This is a genomic window from Salinivibrio sp. IB574 (assembly GCF_001996205.1).
Lineage (GTDB): Bacteria > Pseudomonadota > Gammaproteobacteria > Enterobacterales > Vibrionaceae > Salinivibrio > Salinivibrio proteolyticus.
Window position 1 is genome coordinate 1 of sequence record NZ_MUFN01000044.1, and the last position, 20,641, is coordinate 20,641.

The 20,641-nt window shown below is 51.2% G+C and carries 19 protein-coding genes; 4 read left to right on the plus strand and 15 right to left on the minus strand.

Translation table 11 applies throughout. The annotated features are described in order from the left end of the window. Nucleotides 1-61: 61 nt before the first annotated feature. The 10 genes from BZJ17_RS15730 to fabB form a co-directional block, all read right to left on the minus strand. On the minus strand, nucleotides 62-559 hold the full coding sequence (locus BZJ17_RS15730) for a CvpA family protein (RefSeq protein WP_077455687.1): 498 nt from the start codon (nucleotides 557-559) through the stop codon (nucleotides 62-64). Nucleotides 560-620: 61 nt separating this feature from the next. Further along, nucleotides 621-1,166 carry an SPOR domain-containing protein gene (locus tag BZJ17_RS15735; protein WP_077641376.1) on the minus strand — a complete coding sequence of 182 codons (546 nt, stop codon included), beginning with the start codon at nucleotides 1,164-1,166 and terminating at the stop codon, nucleotides 621-623. Nucleotides 1,167-1,178: 12 nt separating this feature from the next. Further along, nucleotides 1,179-2,429, minus strand: a complete 1,251-nt coding sequence (gene folC / locus BZJ17_RS15740) for a bifunctional tetrahydrofolate synthase/dihydrofolate synthase (RefSeq protein WP_077641377.1) — start codon at nucleotides 2,427-2,429, stop codon at nucleotides 1,179-1,181. A 68-nt stretch (nucleotides 2,430-2,497) separates the two neighbouring features. Continuing rightward, on the minus strand, nucleotides 2,498-3,415 hold the full coding sequence (gene accD, locus BZJ17_RS15745; protein WP_077455684.1) for an acetyl-CoA carboxylase, carboxyltransferase subunit beta: 918 nt from the start codon (nucleotides 3,413-3,415) through the stop codon (nucleotides 2,498-2,500). Between the two features lie 150 nt (nucleotides 3,416-3,565). Continuing rightward, nucleotides 3,566-4,369: a tRNA pseudouridine(38-40) synthase TruA gene (truA, locus tag BZJ17_RS15750; RefSeq protein WP_077455683.1), complete on the minus strand. Its 804-nt coding sequence runs from the start codon at nucleotides 4,367-4,369 to the stop codon at nucleotides 3,566-3,568. A gap of 143 nt (nucleotides 4,370-4,512) precedes the next feature. After that, nucleotides 4,513-5,202, minus strand: coding sequence for a FimV/HubP family polar landmark protein (locus BZJ17_RS15755; protein ID WP_198534201.1), 690 nt, complete (start codon nucleotides 5,200-5,202; stop codon nucleotides 4,513-4,515). A gap of 32 nt (nucleotides 5,203-5,234) precedes the next feature. Beyond that, the gene (locus BZJ17_RS17310) at nucleotides 5,235-8,609 is read right to left on the minus strand and encodes a FimV/HubP family polar landmark protein (RefSeq protein ID WP_198534203.1); all 3,375 of its coding nucleotides are present in this window, start codon (nucleotides 8,607-8,609) and stop codon (nucleotides 5,235-5,237) included. 311 nt (nucleotides 8,610-8,920) lie between these two features. Beyond that, the gene (locus BZJ17_RS15770; protein WP_077641378.1) at nucleotides 8,921-9,934 is read right to left on the minus strand and encodes an aspartate-semialdehyde dehydrogenase; all 1,014 of its coding nucleotides are present in this window, start codon (nucleotides 9,932-9,934) and stop codon (nucleotides 8,921-8,923) included. Next, complete coding sequence (gene pdxB / locus BZJ17_RS15775) at nucleotides 9,931-11,085, minus strand: 4-phosphoerythronate dehydrogenase PdxB (protein WP_077641379.1); 1,155 nt, start codon at nucleotides 11,083-11,085, stop codon at nucleotides 9,931-9,933. Before pdxB ends, BZJ17_RS15770 begins: the two co-directional genes overlap by 4 nt. 256 nt (nucleotides 11,086-11,341) lie before the next feature. Further along, nucleotides 11,342-12,556, minus strand: coding sequence for a beta-ketoacyl-ACP synthase I (gene fabB / locus BZJ17_RS15780; protein WP_069587218.1), 1,215 nt, complete (start codon nucleotides 12,554-12,556; stop codon nucleotides 11,342-11,344). Between the two features lie 119 nt (nucleotides 12,557-12,675). On the opposite strand from fabB, the gene mnmC reads away from it, so the two are divergent. Further along, on the plus strand, nucleotides 12,676-14,676 hold the full coding sequence (mnmC, locus tag BZJ17_RS15785) for a bifunctional tRNA (5-methylaminomethyl-2-thiouridine)(34)-methyltransferase MnmD/FAD-dependent 5-carboxymethylaminomethyl-2-thiouridine(34) oxidoreductase MnmC (RefSeq protein ID WP_077641383.1): 2,001 nt from the start codon (nucleotides 12,676-12,678) through the stop codon (nucleotides 14,674-14,676). Between the two features lie 86 nt (nucleotides 14,677-14,762). Here mnmC and BZJ17_RS15790 read toward each other — a convergent pair whose 3' ends face one another. Together BZJ17_RS15790 and BZJ17_RS15795 are read right to left on the minus strand one after the other, a co-directional pair. Continuing rightward, the gene (locus BZJ17_RS15790; protein ID WP_069587231.1) at nucleotides 14,763-15,038 is read right to left on the minus strand and encodes a YfcL family protein; all 276 of its coding nucleotides are present in this window, start codon (nucleotides 15,036-15,038) and stop codon (nucleotides 14,763-14,765) included. A 10-nt stretch (nucleotides 15,039-15,048) separates the two neighbouring features. Beyond that, nucleotides 15,049-15,600, minus strand: a complete 552-nt coding sequence (locus BZJ17_RS15795; protein ID WP_069587217.1) for an elongation factor P hydroxylase — start codon at nucleotides 15,598-15,600, stop codon at nucleotides 15,049-15,051. A gap of 201 nt (nucleotides 15,601-15,801) precedes the next feature. Between BZJ17_RS15795 and BZJ17_RS15800 the strand changes: the two genes are divergently transcribed. Next, nucleotides 15,802-16,425 (plus strand): trimeric intracellular cation channel family protein, encoded by a 624-nt coding sequence (locus tag BZJ17_RS15800; protein ID WP_069587214.1) that lies wholly within the window; start codon nucleotides 15,802-15,804, stop codon nucleotides 16,423-16,425. Nucleotides 16,426-16,482: 57 nt separating this feature from the next. On the opposite strand, the gene aroC is transcribed toward BZJ17_RS15800, so the two are convergent. Further along, nucleotides 16,483-17,556, minus strand: coding sequence for a chorismate synthase (gene aroC, locus BZJ17_RS15805; protein WP_077641380.1), 1,074 nt, complete (start codon nucleotides 17,554-17,556; stop codon nucleotides 16,483-16,485). A 167-nt stretch (nucleotides 17,557-17,723) separates the two neighbouring features. After that, on the minus strand, nucleotides 17,724-18,656 hold the full coding sequence (prmB, locus tag BZJ17_RS15810) for a 50S ribosomal protein L3 N(5)-glutamine methyltransferase (RefSeq protein WP_077455546.1): 933 nt from the start codon (nucleotides 18,654-18,656) through the stop codon (nucleotides 17,724-17,726). A gap of 121 nt (nucleotides 18,657-18,777) precedes the next feature. Here prmB and smrB point away from each other — a divergent pair, with 121 nt between their 5' ends. Beyond that, complete coding sequence (gene smrB / locus BZJ17_RS15815) at nucleotides 18,778-19,308, plus strand: endonuclease SmrB (RefSeq protein WP_069587210.1); 531 nt, start codon at nucleotides 18,778-18,780, stop codon at nucleotides 19,306-19,308. Nucleotides 19,309-19,321: 13 nt separating this feature from the next. Here the strand turns inward: smrB and sixA are convergent, their stop codons facing one another. Further along, nucleotides 19,322-19,804, minus strand: coding sequence for a phosphohistidine phosphatase SixA (gene sixA, locus BZJ17_RS15820; protein ID WP_077641381.1), 483 nt, complete (start codon nucleotides 19,802-19,804; stop codon nucleotides 19,322-19,324). 144 nt (nucleotides 19,805-19,948) lie between these two features. On the opposite strand from sixA, the gene BZJ17_RS15825 reads away from it, so the two are divergent. Beyond that, the coding region (locus BZJ17_RS15825) for an insulinase family protein (protein WP_198534206.1) at nucleotides 19,949-20,641 on the plus strand (693 nt) is incomplete at its 3' end.

The following is a 20,641-nucleotide window of genomic DNA, read 5'->3' on the forward strand; positions in this document are numbered from 1 at the left end:
GGCCCCTACGATTCCAACAATACCACACATGTCAGCTATTCCTTGTTACGCGTAAACCAGCCTAAGACCCCGCGATCTTAGGTAAGAAACTGGAACTGTTCTCGAGGTAGTTAAAGAACCATTCAATAACTACAGCAAAGTTAGGAATCAGTTCAGATTGTCCCCATGCTTGGGTTTTAGAGACTGACGTAAACGCATCCAAGAAAAACAAGACGGCGGCGACAATCAACACCCCACGAACACTTCCGAACACAATCCCCAACACTCTATCTGTCCCTGATAGTCCTGTTTTTTGCACTAACTGGGCAATCACATAATTGACCACTGCACCCACAATGAGGGTAGCAATAAACAGTAAGGCAATAGCGGTTCCGTTACGGATCACCGCATCCTGTATGTTGGTGAGATACACCGCAAGTTGCGGATAAAATTGGCTGGCGACAAAAAAAGCACCAAACCAAATCACCAAAGACAATGCCTCTTTGACAAAGCCTCGGATAACACTAACCAGCGCCGAAAAACCAATGACGCCAAGAATCAGGTAATCAATCCAAATCATGTTATTCACTTGCTCGAGACGCGCGCATTCTAACAGAAAAAATGCTCACGCAAACGTTTTCTTATTGGGTAAGTGGGTCAAATTTGCGCAATTGCCCTTTCAGCCCGGTGAGAGATTCTAAGTCTGCCAATTGAGATTCCAGCGTGTTTTTAGACACATCTGGACCCACAACCACTTTGGCAAGGTCATCAGGTTTCAGATCCCGTGGCAAAATATGGGCTTGGTAACCTTTCTCACGCAATTGGCTAACCAAACGGCGCGCATTGTCCTGATTGCGGAAGGTACCAAGGCGAATCATCCACGCGCCATCTGCCGTGGCGATCGACTCAGATGCCGTTGAATCAGGGGGCGTTTCACGCTGGTTTGATGCACCCCTTTCTTCGTCGGTCGTTTTTACCGAGGTGTCAGGCACAGCAACATCAGCCACCTGTGGTTCAGCAATCGGGGTTTCTGTCACAGACGCATCAAAGTCATCGCGCAGAGGAATACTTTGATAGCTTTCTTGATAGTGCTCTTTTTTGCCATCCAGAACATCTGGCAAAAAAATCACCCCCATTGACACCAATACCAGCGTACCGACTAATCGTTTTTGCAACTTACTGGCCACATCGACTCCGTTTTAATTAATCTGTTCACTCACTTGCCCCACGGTATGGAACGACCCGAATACGACCACACAATCACGCTCGGGTTCCGCCGCTTGGTAGGCCGCTTGATAAGCGTGATAAGGGGTGTCAAATCGCTCCTCTGCGTTTACGGGCAAAGCACTCGCCGGAGCCCCCCGTGCGACACTCAAGGAAGCGGGATACCAATGGTCAACAATTCCCTCAAAGCACGCTAACGTGCCGGCAATATCTTTATCTGCCAGCATAGCAACCACAGCATGGATGTTTCCGCCTCTATCCTGCTTAATGGTCGCTAATCTATCCGCCAAATATTGCGCAGCGTGCGGGTTATGGGCGACGTCAAACACGGTGTAAGGCTGGCTTGAAATAACTTGCATCCGGCCAGGCACAGTGAGGGTTCGCAATGCCTCGGTGATGTGCGTGTCAGCGATGTCCAGCTCTGCGACACCAAGCGCCATTAATGCCGTTGCGGCATTTTGCATAGGAATATGAGGAACTGGCAGCGCATCCATATCAAAGGCACCGGCATGCCAACACCAAGTATCACCTTGCTGTACATAGTGATACTGATAACCAATTTGATACAAGTCTGCACCAATCGCGTCCGCATGCGCAGCAACACTCGGAGGAGGCGCAGGTTGACCACAAATCGCCGGCTTACCCGCACGGAAAATCCCCGCCTTTTCATATCCGATTTGGTCGATGTCATCGCCGAGCCAATCACAATGATCCAGTGCTAGACTGGTGATCACTGATACGTCATGCTCGACCACATTCGTTGCATCTAAGCGTCCCCCAAGGCCGACCTCTAGGATCACGACATCAAGCTCGTGCTGCTTAAATAGCTGCAACGCCGCCAAGGTACCAAACTCAAAAAAGCTCAGGCTGGTTTCTCCGCGCGCTTGCTCAATGGCGGCGAATGCTTGGCAATGCGCCGCATCGTCTAATGGTTTGCCATTAATACGCACGCGCTCGTTGTAATGAACAAGGTGAGGAGAGCTATATACGCCAGTGCGATAGCCCGCATTCTGCAAGATCGCCTCGAGCAGCGCACAAGTCGTTCCCTTACCGTTGGTACCCGCCACTGTTATGATCTTTGGGGCAGGTTTGGTCAATTGCGCATGCTCGGCAACGTGGGCAACGCGTTCTAACCCTAAGTCAATCGCGCTGGTATGGATGGATTCAAGATAAGACAGCCACGTCGATAGCGGGGACGTGGCTGTAGGAATGCATTGTTCAGACATTAACTTGGTCAGTTGCTACATGATGGGTAGATAATACCAAGGATAACGCTGAGGAACACGGTCAAATCTTACTCTTGAGAGGCAGATTGCTCGTCTTCTTGTGGCTTGTCTTGTTCAACGTCAACCACCAATGGTGATTTCACATTGCTCAGTTTCGCAAGCAGCCCTGCCAAGCGCTGACGCATTTCGCGACGATCAACAATCATGTCGATGGCACCATGCTCAAGCAAGAATTCACTGGTCTGAAAGCCTTCAGGTAACTTTTCACGTACCGTTTGCTCAATCACGCGACGGCCCGCAAAACCAATGATGGCTTTAGGTTCCGCGACATTGACGTCGCCAAGCATTGCGAAACTGGCGGTGACGCCACCATAAGTTGGATCGGTCATCACCGAGATAAACGGCAGTTTATGGCGAGAAAGACGCTCAAGCGCAGCGCTAGTTTTCGCCATCTGCATCAGCGACATCAAGGCTTCTTGCATACGCGCGCCACCACTGGCAGAAAAACACACCAGACCACAGTTATTCTCGATCGCAGTGTCTACTGCTTTCACAAAACGTGCACCTACAACGGCACCCATTGAGCCACCCATGAACTTAAATTCAAAGGCACAGGCAACCACGGGAACCTCTAACACGGTTCCTTTCATGACGATCAGTGCGTCCTTCTCACCACTCGACTTTTGTGCCGCAGAAAGGCGGTCTTTATATTTTTTCGAGTCACGAAACTTCAGCACATCTTTCGGCTCAAGCTCAGCGGCAATCTCTTCGCGACCGTCTTTGTCGAGAAACACATCAAGGCGGCGACGAGCAGGAATGCGCATGTGATGATCACACTTAGGGCATACTTCTAGGTTACGCTCTACATCTGCGTGATAAAGCACTTGGTCACAGGACGTACACTTGGTCCACACCCCTTCAGGAATGGATGCTTTGCGCGATGAACCAATGTTGCTTTTCGTTAGGATTTTTTCAAGCCAGCTCATGGACAACCTTTACTTAATCATGGGCGTCCGCATAGGACGTCCATCTTGGATTCGTAACAAATTAGACCGAATTAAATCACAAGTCAGTCAGACTTGGGATAAAAAACTGGTACTACCTATTCTTCGCTCTACCCTTTGACGCGCTACTATTTAGGCCCGTTCAATGACCTCATCGGGTAAAAACAGGGGGCCAATCGGCGCATCGGGCAGCGCAAACTCTTGCGGATAATCAACCTCAACCAAATACAAGCCTTCCGCTTTGGCGGTGGCGGCCGCTAAGGTGCGATCTTTTTGGGCCAGCAGCCATTCAATCCATTCGGGAGGATGTTCTTTTCGGCCCACAGCCATCAAGCTACCTGCAATATTTCGCACCATATGATGAACAAATGCATTCGCTTTAATATCGATGATAATGTAACGCTCGCGACGGCTCACCGACAAATGCATCACATTTCGCCACGGTGATTTTGACTGACATTGCGCAGCGCGGAACGAGGAAAAATCGTTTTCCCCCAATAAGTACTGACCGGCCTGATGCATTAAGGTTTCATCCAACTCACCATAATAATGGCTGACCCCCTTGGCTAAAATGCCCGGACGCAGAGGATGATTGTAGATGATATAACGGTAACGACGAGCGGTCGCGCTAAACCGAGCGTGAAAGCTGTCAGGCACCTCTTTTGCCCAACGAACAGCAATCGCATCCGGTAAATTAGCATTCACACCCAGTGTCCATGCTTTTAACGGCCGCTGGCTATCCACATCAAAGTGCACCACTTGACCAGTCCCATGCACACCAGCATCGGTTCGTCCAGCACATTGAACATCGACAGTTTGGTTAGCCACGATGGATAAAGCACGCTCCAAGTGCGCTTGTACGCTGGTAACTTCTCGTTGGCGCTGCCAACCGTAAAACTGCGCTCCATCATATTCAATGCCTAACGCGACTCTCATGCTTGTGCCTTTTCGTTTACTCACTATCAAGGCGCCGCATTATATACGTAATGCATGCGATGTGCAGGTCTGATACCGGGCCCCTTTAATCATCGATGTCGCCAACGCAAAGATAAAAAACGGCAGCCGAAGCTGCCTGTTTTTTATCGTAGCTGCTCAAGCAGCTGTCTTGCCTCTTGTTGAAGCGCTTTATTCCCTGATTGCATGACTTTTTCTAGCAATGAAATCGCACCATCGACATCGTTCATCTCTAGATAGGCTTTGGCCAGATCGAGATTCGTGGCCGCTTCTGTACTGGCCGTATCACCATCAACATCGATGGCGCTGATATCTTCCAGCACATCAGGAAATTCATCCAGCCCCACATCTAAGTTCATTTCCGCTTTATCCGGGTCAATATCCGGTGCGCTACCATCATCGCGCATCAACTCCTCGATGCTGATGTAATCACGCTCCTCTTCCCCTTCATCAATGAGTTCGCTCTCTGCTTCCCCTTCATTCAGCAAATCGTCATCAAGCGCTTGCTCTAATTCGAATTTCTCAAGCGACTCTGGGTCCATGGCAGGCTGCTGACTCCAGTCCTCGCTTTCAGCTTCGGGCTCTGGTTCATTATCCGCTTGCCACACGGCCGCTTCTTCATCAGAGAGCCCGGACAGATCAAGAGGCTCATCGCCATCCGGTTCAGACAACAGAGCGTCCATATTGAGACCACCCACTTGATGGTCGTCATCATCCAGTTCACTAATATCGCGACTATCGCCTTGACCCGCATCACGGCCTTGTTCATCGAAGTAAGACTCGAGCTCACGTTGCTCATCCAGAGCGGCACTCAATGCATCGTCTTCGTCAAACTCGCCAAGTTCATCTAGAGAGAGTGAGTCAAACTCATAGTCTCGGTTGCTGGTTTCTGGCTCTGGCTCTGGCTCTGGCTCTGGCTCTGGCTCTGGCTCTGGCTCTGGCTCTGGCTCTGGCTCTGGCTCTGGCTCTGGCTCTGGCTCTGGCTCTGGCTCTGGCTCTGGCTCTGGCTCTGGCTCTGGCTCTGGCTCTGGCTCTGGCTCTCTGGCTCTGGCTCTGGCTCTGGCTCTGGCTCTGGCTCTGGCTCTGGCTCTGGCTCTGGCTCTGGCTCTGGCTCTGGCTCTGGCTCTGGCATGCTATCGAACGCGGCCTGCTCTTCAGGATCAAGCGGTTCAGCATCTGCTAATGCAGCTTCTTCGTCATACTCTGGCAAACTGGTTAGGTCGAGAAGGTCCTCTTCACTGAGATCGTCAAGATTTTCGCCTTCATCATCGTCTGGCTCGACATCTAGAGCATCGTCTTCTGCTGGCGTCTCTTCTTCGCTGGCATCCTCTGTGGCTTCATCTGCATCCGCAGTTTCATCATCTGCTGGCTCAGCATCTAGATCATGGTCGCCCTCTTCTGTTGGCGCATCGTCTTCGCTAGCATCTTCTGCGGCTTCATCTGCATCCGTAGTGTCATCACCCGCTGGCTCAACATCTAGAGCATCGTCGCCATCTTCTACTGGCACATCGTCTTCGCTGGCATCCTCTACGGCTTCATCCGTATCCGCAGTGTCACCATCTGCTAGCTCGGCGTCTAGATCGTCGTCGCCGTCCTCTGTTGGCGTATCATCTTCGCTAGCATCTTCTGCGGCTTCATCCGCATCCGCATCCGCAGTGTCATCATCTGCTTGCTCAGCGTCTAGATCATCGTCGCCATCTTCTGCTGGCGCCTCTTCTTCGCTGGCATCCTCTGCGGCTTCATCTGCATCCGCAGTGTCATTGTCCGCTGGCTCAGTATCTAGATCATCGTCACCGTCTTCTGTTGGCGCCTCTTCTTCGCTGGCATCCTCTGCGGCTTCATCTGCATCCGCAGTGTCATTGTCCGCTGGCTCAGTATCTAGATCATCGTCACCGTCTTCTGTTGGCGCCTCTTCTTCACTGGCATCCTCTACGGCTTCATCCGTATCCGCAGTGTCATCACCCGCTGGCTCAACATCTAGATCATCGTCGCCGTCTTCTGTTGGCGCATCATCTTCGCTGGCATCCTCTGCAGCTTCATCCGTATCCGCAGTGTCATCACCCGCTGGCTCAACATCTAGATCATCGTCGCCGTCTTCTGTTGGCGCATCATCTTCGCTGGCATCCTCTGCGGCTTCATCAGCATCCGCAGTATCATCATCCGCTGGCTCGGCACCTAGATCATCGTCACCGTCTTCTTTTGGCGCCTCTTCTTCGCTGATATCTTCTGCTGACGCATCCGCTTCGGCGGTTTCCTCAGCTTCGTCACTATCGTCACTGTCTGGCTCTGGTATATCATTTTCGATATCAGTCTCATCACCATCGTCGCTGTCATAAAGCAAGTGCTCTAGTTCAGCTTCATTCGGATCGGTGTCGTCTTCCCCCCAAAGAGCCGGATCATCATCCTCAGCCAGTGGGTCGATATCATCATCCCCTACCACTTCTTCAAGCAGCGCATCCGAGTCTTCAAGGTGAGGATCATCTTTATCCAGCACTTCGTCTAACAGTGCGTCACTGCTCTCATCAAACTCGTCGATATCATCATCGTCATCGTTGATCCAAGCCTCGTCATCAGCCTCTTCTTCATCACCAACCAACTCATCAAGCAACTCGGTGGTGTTATCGAGGGATAGGTCGTCATCGTCGCTATCGTCATCCGATAGATCAATGTCTTGGCTAAGGTCAAGCTCAGGCTCGTCTTCGAGAACCTTGTCAAACAAGGCATCATTTGGTGCGTCTTCTGGCTCCTCAGCAGCCTTGTCTGTGTCTGATGTTGCTTCTTCCGGCTGGTCAGCACCCTCACCTTGTTCGCCGGCTAACAGGGCGTCGATATCATCAACATCGCCGCCATTATCTTCTTCAAGTGATTTTGCCCATTCTGCAGCCAGTGCTTCATCCGCACTCATTTCTTCTTCAGGGGCAGCGTCTGACTCTTCTGGGGTCGACTCTTCTTCGACCGATGGTTCAGGCGTCTCTTCTGGGGGAGCCTCCGCTAGCTCATCCAGCGCTCGCTCCATGTCCTCCAGGCCAATAGCATCATCCCCATTGGGTGCCACGCTCGACTCGTTACCCGACATATCATCGAGGTCATCATCCAAGTCAAGATCGTCGAGATCCGTGTCATCACCGAACATTTGGTCTTCATCGCTACCAAAGTCGTCGGCAATTTCTAACTCATCATCCTGCGGCTCCTCATTGGCTTCTTCCTCTTCAGGATCAGGCACCATGATAACCGGCATATCATCGTCAATCTCATCATGATCGAGCGCCGCTGGCTCTTCGACGTCATCCTCTTGCTTTTTACGACGCGAGAGGAAGAAGAAAATCGCCCCCGCAATCGCAGCGCCAGGCAGAATCGCTAGCATAGCCAGCAATAACGGGCTATCCATCAATGACTCCACCGCTGATGGCGGCTGGGTTTCTTTTGCGACTTTTGCTTGGCGTTGTTGCTCTAAGAACGCGCGGATTTCTTGATTCAATTCAGCATCATTGCCCACTTGCTCTTTCAGCGCAGAAAGCTCGTGTTGAACTTCCGATAAGCGGACTTTGAGCACATGGTTACTTTCTACCAAGCGCGTCATTTCTTGATCAGAGGCTTGCAATTGCGACTGCAAATTCTCGACCACTTGTGGCTGTGGTGACATGTCATCGCTTGACGACTCAGCCATCGAAGATGCATCAGACTCTTCAGTGTCTGATGAAGGAGGCGTTGCTTCAGGACGAGAGGCAGCCGGTTGCTGAGGTTCACGAGGTGCGCTCACTTGGGTGCTAAGTGGCGTTTGCGGGGTTGCCTGTGCTTGCTTTCTCGCTTGGTCGATTTCGAGGCGCGCAACAACATCGTTAGTGCTTTCACGCTGAATTTGCGCCAAGGTGGGCATTAATAAGTTACTGCCAGGCTGCAAACTATGGATATTGTTATCCGCAAACGCATTCGGATTTAAGCGAAAAATCGCTCCCAAGGTTTGATAAACACTGACTTGGTTATTCGGCCGCATTTGCGTGGCAATAGACCATAAGGTTTCATTCGCCCCTGTTGGTCCATAACGCTGCGGTGTCGGCGTATTCACCGGTTGCGGCGCTGATTGCGCCTCAGTGGTCATTTCATCCTGCGGTCCAAGAATACGAATCGCCGCTTCCACAGAAACAGTAGAAAAACTGAAGACAATAAACGCGACCATGGCTAGTAAGACAGCAAGACGCTGACTGAACTTTCCAGTAGTCATACACGTTTCACGATGAGAAGACTGTTCACTTTGCTGTGCGTCGGACACACCCGCACCCCTTATGGCAGAAATGGCCTCACTAAATATCTAACTATATCGGAAGCCATGCTAAAAACTGTAGTTTGATGATATAAAAGTGTGTTGTGCGATCAAACTGTGGGCGCTCGGCCTCAGTTTTACCTTTACGATTACCGGCAATTTGCCGCGACACACCGAGTTCAAAGCAAAAATAGTGCCTAAAAAAATACCCTGTCAATGATGACAGGGTATCATGGCGTCTTGCCATCGTTGCGATAAACACTGTGGCAATTTTACAAGTAATCGCGCACCAGCAGTTCCGCAATCTGCACTGAGTTCGTTGCAGCCCCTTTTCGAACGTTATCCGCCACGACCCAAAGGTTTAAGCCATTCGGTTGGCTAATATCATTGCGGATCCGACCCACTAACACCTTGTCAGTGCCAGTGCCCTCTTTCACTTGCGTCGGGTAGTCCTCCCCCTCGAACACTTCGATATGTTCATGTTGGCTCAAGATTGCCACCGCTTCTGTAGCGTCAATTGGTTGACGGCATTCAATATGCACCGCTTCGGCATGGCCATAGAAAACAGGAACACGCACGCAGGTAGGGTTCACGCCAATCATTTCATCGGCAAAGATCTTCTGCGTTTCCCACACCATTTTCATTTCTTCTTTGGTGTAGCCATTGTCCATAAACTGATCGATCTGCGGCAAACAATTAAACGCGATCTGTTTGCTATATAGCGCTGGTTCAGCGTCTTGACTATTGAGCAGTTTTACCGTTTGTCCGGCAAGTTCGTCGATGCCCGACTTACCGGAACCCGAGACAGATTGATAGGTCGACACGTTAATACGCTCGATTCCCACTGCGTCATAAATCGGTTTCAACGCCACCAGCATTTGGATGGTAGAACAATTGGGGTTAGCGATGATATTGCGGTTACGAAAATCGCCAATCGCGGCCGGGTTCACTTCGGGGACCACAAGAGGGACATCAAAGTCATAACGGAACTGGGAGGTGTTATCAATCACGACAACACCTGCGTCTGCCGCTATCGGCGCCCACTGCGCAGATGCTTGTGCGCCGGCTGAAAACAGGCCGATTTGCACTTGGGTCCAATCAAACTTCTCTACGTTTTGAACACGTAGGCTTTCGCCTTTGAATTTGATGGTTTCTCCTTCACTGCGCTCACTGGCGAGCAGGTGCAGTGTCCCAATCGGAAAGTCGCGCTCTTCTAGGCTATCAATAATCGCGCGTCCAACCGCGCCTGTTGCGCCTAAAACCGCAACGTCAAATGCTTGTGTCATGCTTGCTCCTCAATACTAAAGCCGAGCTTAGCCAGCGACTGTAACCCGAAATCCGTCTGTCCGGCTACTGTGATCGCACTGTACTCACGTCGATCCCAGTAATTTTTTCGTAATTGGTCAAAGGCTGTACGTTGCGCGGGTTTATTATCCCCAGCGCCATGCATTGCGCGACGAAAATCACTGTCGTCCCGACGAATATCGTAGACTAATTGTGTCAATGCCATTAGATCGCTTTGTTGCCATGGCTGCGCAAGCGTCACATGAGGGATGGGGGCCGTCGGTAGTAAGTCACTGGCGTGGGCACGATGAGGCAGGCCAAGGTGTTCGCACAGTGCGTTAAACACCATGGTAGTGCCGCGCGCTTTTCCTTCTAAGCCATAGCCTGCAATATGCGGCGTGGCAAAGGTCAGCTTATCCATGAGGTCCAGATCAACCTCGGGTTCATGCTCATACACATCAAGCACTGCATCCATGTCGCCTTGATCAAGTCGTGCACTCAAGGCCTGATTGTCAACCACAGGGCCGCGCGCCGCATTAATCAATATACTGCCCGCGCCCAATGCCGCTAAACGTGTCGCGTTCATCAAATGGTAGGTGGGGTATTGGCCATCGCGCGTTAATGGTGTGTGAAAAGTCACTACATCACACGATGCAATAAGTGTATCAATATCAACCATTGGACGTGGATCACCGGCATCTTGGCGAGGCGGATCGCACAACACCGTTTTTATCCCTAGCGCATCAAGGCGCTCGGCTAGATAACTGCCCACATGCCCGACTCCCACAATACCGACCGTCCGGTCTGTAATCGAGAATCCTTGTTGTTGGGCCAATACAAGCAGTGCGCTGATCACGTACTCAGCAACCCCAACTTTGTTGCAGCCGGGCGCAGCCGTCGCGTGAATTCCTTGTGCATGCAGGGCGTTAAAATCAAGGTGATCTTCACCCGCGGTGGCAGAGCCGACAAAACGTAACCGAGACGCGCCTTTGACTAGGGCCTGATTCACTTGTGTCACACTTCTTACCATTAATGCATCAGCATCAATCAAATCCGCCGCGCTGATTGCACGTCCGGGTAATGCCACGACCTCACCCAATTGGCTAAACAAGGCTTGGGCATAAGGCATGTTTTCGTCTACAACAATTTTCACGTTCAACGTCCTGTGTGAGTCGGTGCACCGCGTATCGGATGCAAAATGCGAAGGCAATATTGTATCTGGCTCGTCACAAGAAAACACCCTTGCTCAACGGGGGACGGTGGAATTATCGATGGCAGGAACCGGCATAAAAAAACCCGGCCGAAGCCGGGTAAATCCAGGACCTGAAAAGACTATTACCGGCTCTCAACGATAATAGCCCGCGTCTGATGGCAGAATTGCTCTGCAAACCTGGAAAACGAGGGGCGGATTAACCGCGATATTTTTCGATCACCAAGGTCGCATTGGTGCCACCGAAGCCAAAGCTGTTCGACATCACTCGCGTCAGTGCTTGCTCACGCGGTGTAGTGACAATATCCAACCCTTCTGCAGCAGGATCGAGTTGTTCGATGTTAATACTTGGCGCCACAAAGCCATGCTCCAGCATCAACGTCGAATAAATGGCTTCATGCACACCTGCCGCGCCTAATGCGTGGCCCGTCATGGCTTTGGTCGCTGAAATCGCTGGGCTCTTACCTGCGAAAACTTCTTGGATCGCGCCAAGCTCTTTGACATCACCGACTGGCGTGGATGTACCGTGGGTGTTGATATAATCCACGTCGCCGTCCACATCTTGCATCGCCATCTTCATACAGCGGATAGCACCTTCGCCTGACGGGGCAACCATGTCGTAGCCGTCAGAAGTCGCACCATAACCTACGATTTCACCGTAGATGGTCGCGCCACGCGCCAATGCATGCTCAAGCTCTTCGACCACCAACATGCCGCCACCGCCRGAGATAACAAACCCATCGCGGTCTGCATCATAGGTCCGTGAGGCTTTTTGTGGATCGTCATTGTATTTCGTTGATAGCGCACCCATGGCATCAAACATCATGGTTAATGACCAATCAAGCTCTTCGCCGCCACCCGCAAATACGATATCTTGCTTACCCAATTGGATGAGCTCGAGTGCATGACCGATACAGTGTGCCGACGTCGCACAGGCAGAGCTCATGGTGTAGTTCACCCCTTTAATTTGAAATGGGGTGGCCAAGCACGCAGAGACCGTCGAGGACATAGTGCGTGGCACCATGTAAGGGCCAACGCGTTTAACCCCTTTTTCTCGAAGAATATCGACCGCGGCTACTTGGTTAACAGAAGACGCACCGCCTGAGCCTGCGACAAGGCCGGTCCGTTCATTAGAGACGTGTTCAGGTGCAAGACCTGCGTGTTCAATCGCTTGCTCCATGGCAAGATAAGCAAAGCCAGCCGCGTCACCCATAAAGCGCATTTTTTTGCGGTCGATATGGTCGGCGGGGTTCAGTTTGAGGTCACCCCAAACGTTACTGCGCAGTTTCATATCGGCAAACTGCTGAGAGAAGTTAATGCCAGATTTTCCCGCTTTGAGCGACTCCAGCACTTCTTTGACGTTGTTACCAATACTGGAAACAATCCCCATGCCTGTAATGACAGCTCGTTTCATGATTCTTTCCTAGACGTTAATTTCGCAGTGGATGATAGCGTTTTTAAAGCTGATAAGTGGTCAGCTTTCCTTTCAGTCAGTACAATTTCGCTTTTACGACATTTTTGTATGAGGCATTTGTGAGCTCTCCCTCAATTAAACATGCGCAAATCAGTTGGAACGACACTGGCACACCGGTCGCCGACCAGTTTGACGATGTGTATTTTTCTAACGCTGACGGCCTCGCCGAAACCCGCTATGTGTTTTTGGCTCAAAACCAACTCCCCACCCGCTGGGAGACCCACTCATCGCCCCGCTTTGTGATCGCGGAAACCGGTTTCGGCACCGGGTTAAACTTTCTCGCGACCTGGCACGCCTTTGCGCAGTTCCGCCAAGCCCAACCCGATGCGGCGGTCACGCAACTGCACTTTATCAGTTTCGAAAAATACCCTCTGACCGTAGAAGATCTTGACCGTGCGCATCAAGCTTGGCCTGAGCTTGCCCCGTATGCAGAGCAGCTTCGCTCTCACTACCCTGTCCCTTTGGCGGGCTGTCAACGGATCGTGCTGGCACAAGGTCAGATTACACTCGATTTGTGGTTTGGTGATATTAAAGATTGGTTACCACAGGTGCCGACTGGCGCAGCAGGGATTGTCGATGCTTGGTATCTCGACGGTTTTGCCCCGAGCAAAAACCCGGAGATGTGGAATCAAGATTTATTTGATGGCATGGCTAGGCTTGCCCGTGAGCAGTGTACTTGCGCCACCTTTACCGCCGCTGGTTTTGTCCGTCGTGGTCTATTAGCTGCCGGTTTTGACATGAAAAAGGTGAAAGGGTTTGGCCATAAACGCGAAATGCTGGCAGGCCGATTACCCACGCGGAAAACGGCGACCAGCTTTCAACCATGGTACGCACGGACTCCCGCTATATCGGCAGATGATATTGCAGTGATTGGCGGAGGGATTGCCAGTGCCGCATTGATCACGGCATTACTTCAACGCGGAAAACGCGTCACCCTCTACAGCCATGACTCACATCCTGCGGCGGGAGCATCAGGTAACCGCCAAGGTGCCATTTATCCACTTTTAAATGGCAATAACGACAATTTAAGCCAATTTTTTGCTCCTGCGTTTTTGTTTGCTCGCCAGTTTGTTGAGCAACAACACGAGCAAGGGATCGCGTTTGAACACCAATGGTGTGGCGTGACGCAACTGGGTTACGATGAGAAAAGTGCGACCAAGCTGGCTAAAATGACCAAGGGTGACTTTCCAGACACACTCGTCAAGCCAATCGATAAGGCAGATGTGGCTGAGACGGTCGGCCTAGAAACCGGCCATGCAGGCGTATTCTATCCATTAGGTGGGTGGATGAGCCCACAACAATTTACGGCCGCTGTGATTGATGCGGCTATCGCGAGCGGACAACTGCGCGCACATTTTGATTGCCACGTGGATGCACTGAGGCAAGCCGACAATGGCTGGACGCTTAGTACAGCACTTGGTGAGGCTTGGCATCATAATGTCGTAATCGCAAATGGCCACCAATCCGCCCAATTTGGCCAAACACAGCCGATTCCTGTTTATCCAGTGCGAGGTCAAGTGAGTCATGTCCCCACCAATGCTGAGCTGTGTCAACTCAATACAGTGCTGTGTTTCGAAGGCTATTTAACGCCGGTCAATCAAGCAGGAGAGCATTGCTTGGGGGCCAGTTACAGCCGGAATAATGCAGACCTCACTTTCCAAGCTGACGAGCAAACCGAGAACCAACAGCGTCTCACCGGTTGTATTGATACCGACTGGGCGCGTGCCGTGCCAGTTGCAAAAGAAGGACGTGTGGGCATACGCTGCGCCAGTCGCGATCACCTCCCGTTTGTGGGCAATGTTTGCGACTATCACGCACTGGTTACCGCGTACCAAAATCTGCAAAAGGACAAAGAGAAAGCAGGCTCCGTACCTGTCTATCCGGGGCTATTTTGCTTACTCGGCTTGGGATCACGTGGTCTTACGTCCGCGCCGCTTGCCGCGGAAATACTCGCCGCACAATTGTGTGATGAGCCTTTGCCATTACCACAAACGGTGCTCGACAGCCTGCATCCAGGGCGAATGTGGGTGCGTAAGCTGTTAAAAGGTAAAGCCTTGTAACCACAGTTACGAGACAAAACAGCCATCGTCGAGACGATGGCTGTTTACTGTCGGCGCCGCTTATTTCATGCGCGCAGCGGCGAAGACTATTGGTCTTTTTCAACTTGTTGCTGCAGCAAGTCCCACAATGCGCCCACCAAACGTTGATCGCCGGGAGACAATTCACTGGCATTGTCATTAAGGCTGGCATCCACACGCGCTTTGAGCGAGGCAACGTCATCAAGACCTTCCAGTTCGCAGTCTGCAGCGGCAAGAGACACATGGCCACGTAAATAACCACTGGCAAATAACTCATCATCAGAGGCGGTTTCTACCATCTCATCAATCAAGGTCAAAATACGTTCTTCGTAGTCTTGGATCATCATGTCTCTCTTAGCCTGACTCGGGCAATGCAAAATCGTTGGGCGTTAACGGGGCAATGCCGTAAAAGCCTCGCAAGGTATCAGAAAACTGCTTAGCACGCACGGGTAATGCGGGGCTTGTGCTGTCTTCGCTCAGGTAGTCCATCACTTGCTGACGCACTTTGGCAGTAAACGCATGGCGATCTGGCTCGACACCGCTTAAATTGTCGCAACTGACTTGAAAACGAAACCCACAGCTTGCAGACAGTATCCACTCAATCGCTTGTGGCTTCACTTCCACGGCCTCAAAGGCGGCTTGCGTGTCAGCATCACGGCCATCGGGGTGATACCAATAGCCATAGTCTTCCAATTGACGGCGTTTCTCGCCGGCAATGGTCCAATGTGCAATTTCATGTAACGCAGAAGCAAAAAAACCGCGCGCAAAAATCACCCGATGATGTGGGTACGTTGCATCCGCGGGCCGATAAATGGGTTCATCGCCGCCCAGTAAGAGTTCAGTATTGAACGTGCTAAGAAATGTTTGGTTAAAAAGCCGAATTAAGTCGTGATAATCGTGGGTCATACAGCACTTTAATAGGATTAAGTATCAATCAGTAACAAAAAAGACATTTTTAGCGATAAAAAGTAGCATCTCTATTAGCTAAGCCTTTCAATCTAAACACTCTTTTTTATTTGTTCCTCATCACAAATTTGATTGTGTGAGGCCGTTAAGGCCACTACAATGCGCGTCAATTTCTAATCTCAGTATAAGGTGTCGGGTTGTATGTTGTTATTGACGCTTTATGTCATCGGCATTACCGCGGAAGCCATGACAGGTGCGCTCTGCGCAGGCAGAAAACACATGGACTGGTTTGGGGTGATGTTTGTCGCCAGCGCCACCGCTATCGGTGGCGGAACAGTCCGCGATATTCTTTTTGGCCACTACCCTCTCACTTGGGTTGCTAACCCGCATTTTCTCGTAATTACTTGCGTCGCAGGCTTGATTACCCCGTGGATTGCCAGCTGGGTTGCACGCAATTATAAACTGTTTGTCACCCTAGATGCACTGGGCCTTGCCGCCTTCAGTATTATTGGCTGCCGCGTTGCGATGGATATGGGGCTACATCCTCTAATTTGCATGGTTTCATCTCTGATCACCGGTATTTTTGGCGGGCTATTGCGTGACTTAATCTGTCGTCAATCGCCGATGGTCTTGCACAAAGAGCTATATGCCTTGGTCGCCTTTGTCACCGGTGCGCTTTACTTTAGCTTGATTCGTCTCGATGTCGGTGAACTGATTGCGACGGTTGCCAGTTTAGTGATCGGCTTTGGATTTAGAATGGCCGCCCTTCGCTTTGGTTGGTCGTTACCGGTTTTCCGCTTTGAAGCGCCTTCATCGCTGCACTGACCATAAAAAACCGCACAACTGGGTGCGGTTTTTTGGGGAAATCGACTGATTCCAAAACTATATGCTGGGGTTCGCCCCCATTTGGCCACGATGACGCAGCAAATGGTCCATAAGCACAATCGCCACCATGGCTTCAGCAATCGGTACCGCGCGGATCCCTACACAAGGATCATGACGGCCTCGGGTAACCACATCCGCGGACTCCCCGTGAATATCAATGCTTTTTCCCGGCACCGTAATGCTAGACGTCGGCTTGAGCGCTAAATGGGCAACCAGCGGCTGGCCTGAAGAAATTCCCCCCAGAATGCCACCGGCATGGTTTGAGGCAAAGCCGTCAGGATGAATTTCATCACGATGCTCGCTGCCGCACTGGGTTACCACATCAAAACCATCGCCAATCTCGACCCCTTTCACCGCATTGATCCCCATCAGTGCGTGGGCGATATCAGCATCTAAACGGTCAAACACCGGCTCCCCTAAGCCTACCGGCAGGTTTTCCGCCACTACGGTCAGTTTCGCACCAATCGAGTCGCCGTCTTTTTTGAGCTGACGGATAAGTGTGTCTAACTCATCGAGTTTATTTGGGTCAGGACAGAAGAAAGGATTTTGCTCAACTTGCGCCCAATCAACTGTGTCTATGGTCACATCGCCCATCTGCGCCAAGTAGGCACGGACTTGAATACCGTGGACTTGGGCTAGGTATTTTTTAGCCACCGCCCCAGCGGCAACACGCATCGCGGTTTCACGCGCTGACGAACGACCACCGCCGCGGTAATCGCGGATGCCGTATTTATGATGGTAAGTAAAATCTGCATGGCCGGGACGAAACACATCTTTGATTTTGGAGTAATCTTTTGAGCGTTGGTCGGTATTTTCGATCATCAAGCCGATCGATGTCCCCGTGGTTTTGCCCTCAAACACACCGGAGAGAATCTTAACAGCGTCAGGCTCGCGACGCTGTGTGGTGTATTTCGATGTGCCGGGGCGACGACGGTCAAGATCATGCTGCATGTCCGCTTCCGTCAGCGCCAACCCCGGAGGGCAGCCGTCAATAATCGCGCCCAGTGCGATACCGTGGCTTTCTCCAAACGTCGTCACGCGAAAAATTTGTCCAATCGTGTTGCCTGCCATGCCTTCCTCTGTTTGCCTGATGGGCATTGTTGTGTTTTTGCGTACTTTGTTAGCAATTAACCACAAAGCAGTCAAAGACGCAAAAAAAATCCACCTCTGGTCGTCAGTGCCAAAATAAAAAAAGCCAGCACAAAGGCTGGCTAGAGAAGTATGCGAAGCATGTGTGACTAGTCGCGATAAAGCGCAAATTCCTCAGCACAGGCAACTAAATCCTGACGCGAGATCATGAACACGCCATGACCGCCGTTTTCGAATTCGATCCAATGCAACGGTAGGTGGCCATATTGCTCTTGCATGTGCACCATCGAGTTACCCACTTCACAGATCAGTACACCATCGTCGGTGAGGTAATCCGGAGCATTGGCTAGGATACGACGAACCAGTTTTAATCCATCCGTCCCGGCAGCTAGCCCTAATTCGGGCTCATGGCGGAACTCGTCAGGCAGGTCAGCCATATCTTCTGCATCCACGTACGGAGGATTGCTAACAATCAAATCGTACTTATCTTGCGGGACGTCTTTTAGTAAATCAGATCGCAGCGGGATCACTTGCTCYTCCAAGCCGTGATCTTGGATGTTGATTTCGGTCACTTCCAACGCATCGGTAGAAATATCAACCGCATCGACTTCCGCCTCAGGAAACGCATAGGCGCATGCAATGGCAATACAGCCACTGCCGGTGCATAGGTCCATAATGCGGCTTGGGGCATGCGGTAAAATACCGGCAAACTCTTGTTGGATCAGCTCACCAATCGGTGAACGTGGCACCAAGACGCGCTCGTCAACAAAAAACTCGAGGCCACAGAAATAGGCTTTGTTGGTCAAGTACGCAACAGGGGTTTTATCGTTAATCCGTGCAATGACACGCTCAACAATACGATGTTTTTCACTGGTGGTCAGGCGCGAAAAACGCGTCTCAGACGGGACATCGACAGGAAGATATAAGGTAGGAAGCACAAGCTGCACCGCCTCGTCCCAAGCATTGTCTGTGCCATGACCGTAAAACAGCCCTGCCGCATTGAAACGACTGACTGTCCAGCGCAGCATGTCTTGCAGCGTATGTAATTCGCTGACCACTTCTTCAGTAAAAATCGTATCCACATTGGCCTCCATCGGCTTCATGCAATTTAGGGTCGCCCTTTGACGCGAGGTCAGTACAATAAGCAGCATTTTGAGCTGGCTGAATGTACAATTCAGATTATCACCTCGGGGACAGTTTTTTATGAGCAAAAAACCATCAATAACGGAAGAGGATTTTGCATTATTCCGTGATGCCGTCAAAGGCGCAAAAAAGTTGGAGCAGGATACCATAAACCCGCCACAACGCCAGACGAGCAAACCGCGCAAACAGCAGCGATTCGAGCAACAAAGCCGCGATCATGCCTTTTACTTTTCTGATGAGTTTGAGCCTTTACTCAGTGAATCCGGCCCTATGCAATACGCCCGCCAAGGCGTCTCAAAATATGAGGTGAAGCGCTTGCGTCGTGGCGTCTATGTGCCCGATATCTATTTAGATTTACATGGCATGACACAGATGGAAGCAAAACGTGAACTCGGCGCGATGCTCGCTGCCTGTGTCAAAGACGGCGTCCAGTGTGCCAGTGTCATGCATGGCATCGGCAAAGGGATCCTCAAAGAAAAAATCCCGCTGTGGCTCGCACAGCATCCGGATGTGTTGGCATTTCATCAGGCCCCACTGGAGTTCGGCGGTAATGGTGCACTCTTGGTGTTAATCGACGTTTCCGACCGCTAGCTCCCGAGCCGGTTTAGCCTTGTAGCTCGCGCGGTGACATCATTGCAATAAGCTCGGCCGTATCGTTTTGACCATCGATATCAAGTACTGCCATGGCTGACGTCGAGAACATTGGCGGCTGACCATTTTGCAACCACTCGTTGGTCAAATAGCCCACCAGCGGCAAATGAGATACCACGAGGACGACATTCGGTGCTTCTACGTCAAACATGGCTTGCAGATAGGTATAAACTTGGTCGCTCTGACCATAAGGCGTGATGTCTGGCTCAGTGGCAACCTCACGGGCAGGAAGGTGCGGCGCACAGACTTGCCATGTTTGCTGGGCACGTAAGTAAGGACTTACCAATACTTTATCGATCGTCTCGCCAGCCAAATGTTGACTGAGCCAAGCTGCCATTTGCTCACTTTGTCGCTCGCCATTCGCGGTTAAACCGCGTTCGCTATCGCTTGCAGCAAACGCTTGTGCTTCCCCATGACGCATTATGATCAGTTTCATAGCCAGAAATACTCACAACAGTTATCTGTGATTTAGCCGCATGCTACCAATGTATATCGCAAAAGACCAAAGAAGTGGTTTGCGACTCAGGTCACTGGTAGTCATAATTGAGGCATAACTTGTTTAAACGATATCGAGTTGCCTGTGCATGTTAGCCCAAATGACAATAAGCGCTACCGTTATTTCACCCTGCCCAACGCACTCCGCGTTTTGGCAGTCTCCGATCCTGCGGCACACCGCAGCGCGGCAGCCTTATCTGTTAATGTGGGCCATTTTCATGACCCAGCCGACCGAGAAGGCTTGGCACACTTTCTCGAGCATATGCTGTTTTTGGGCACGGATGCGTATCCGCTAGCAGGTGACTTTCAGCGCTTTATTAGCCAGCATGGTGGTCATAATAACGCGTGGACAGGGACTGAAAACACCACCTTCTTTTTCGATATTCGCCCCAGCCAATTCCGCGCGGCTCTCGACCGCTTCAGCGCGTTTTTTATTTCGCCTCGCTTTGATGCCGATGCTGTCGATAAAGAGCGTCAGTCCGTGGATGCTGAATATCGCATGAAGCTCAACGACGATGTGCGACGCATCTATCAAGTCCATAAAGAAACCATTAATCCTGCTCACCCTTTCGCAAAATTCTCAGTCGGAAGCTTGGAGACCTTAGCAGACAGAGCGGGTCAGTCGGTGCGAGACGATCTGATTGCGTTTTATCACGCCAATTACAGCGCTAACCTGATGACGTTAGCCGTCACGGGCCCACAGCCGCTTGATGAGCTAGAAGCGATGGCACAGCAGCATTTTAGTGCCATTATCAATCACGACTATTCGCCACTGCGC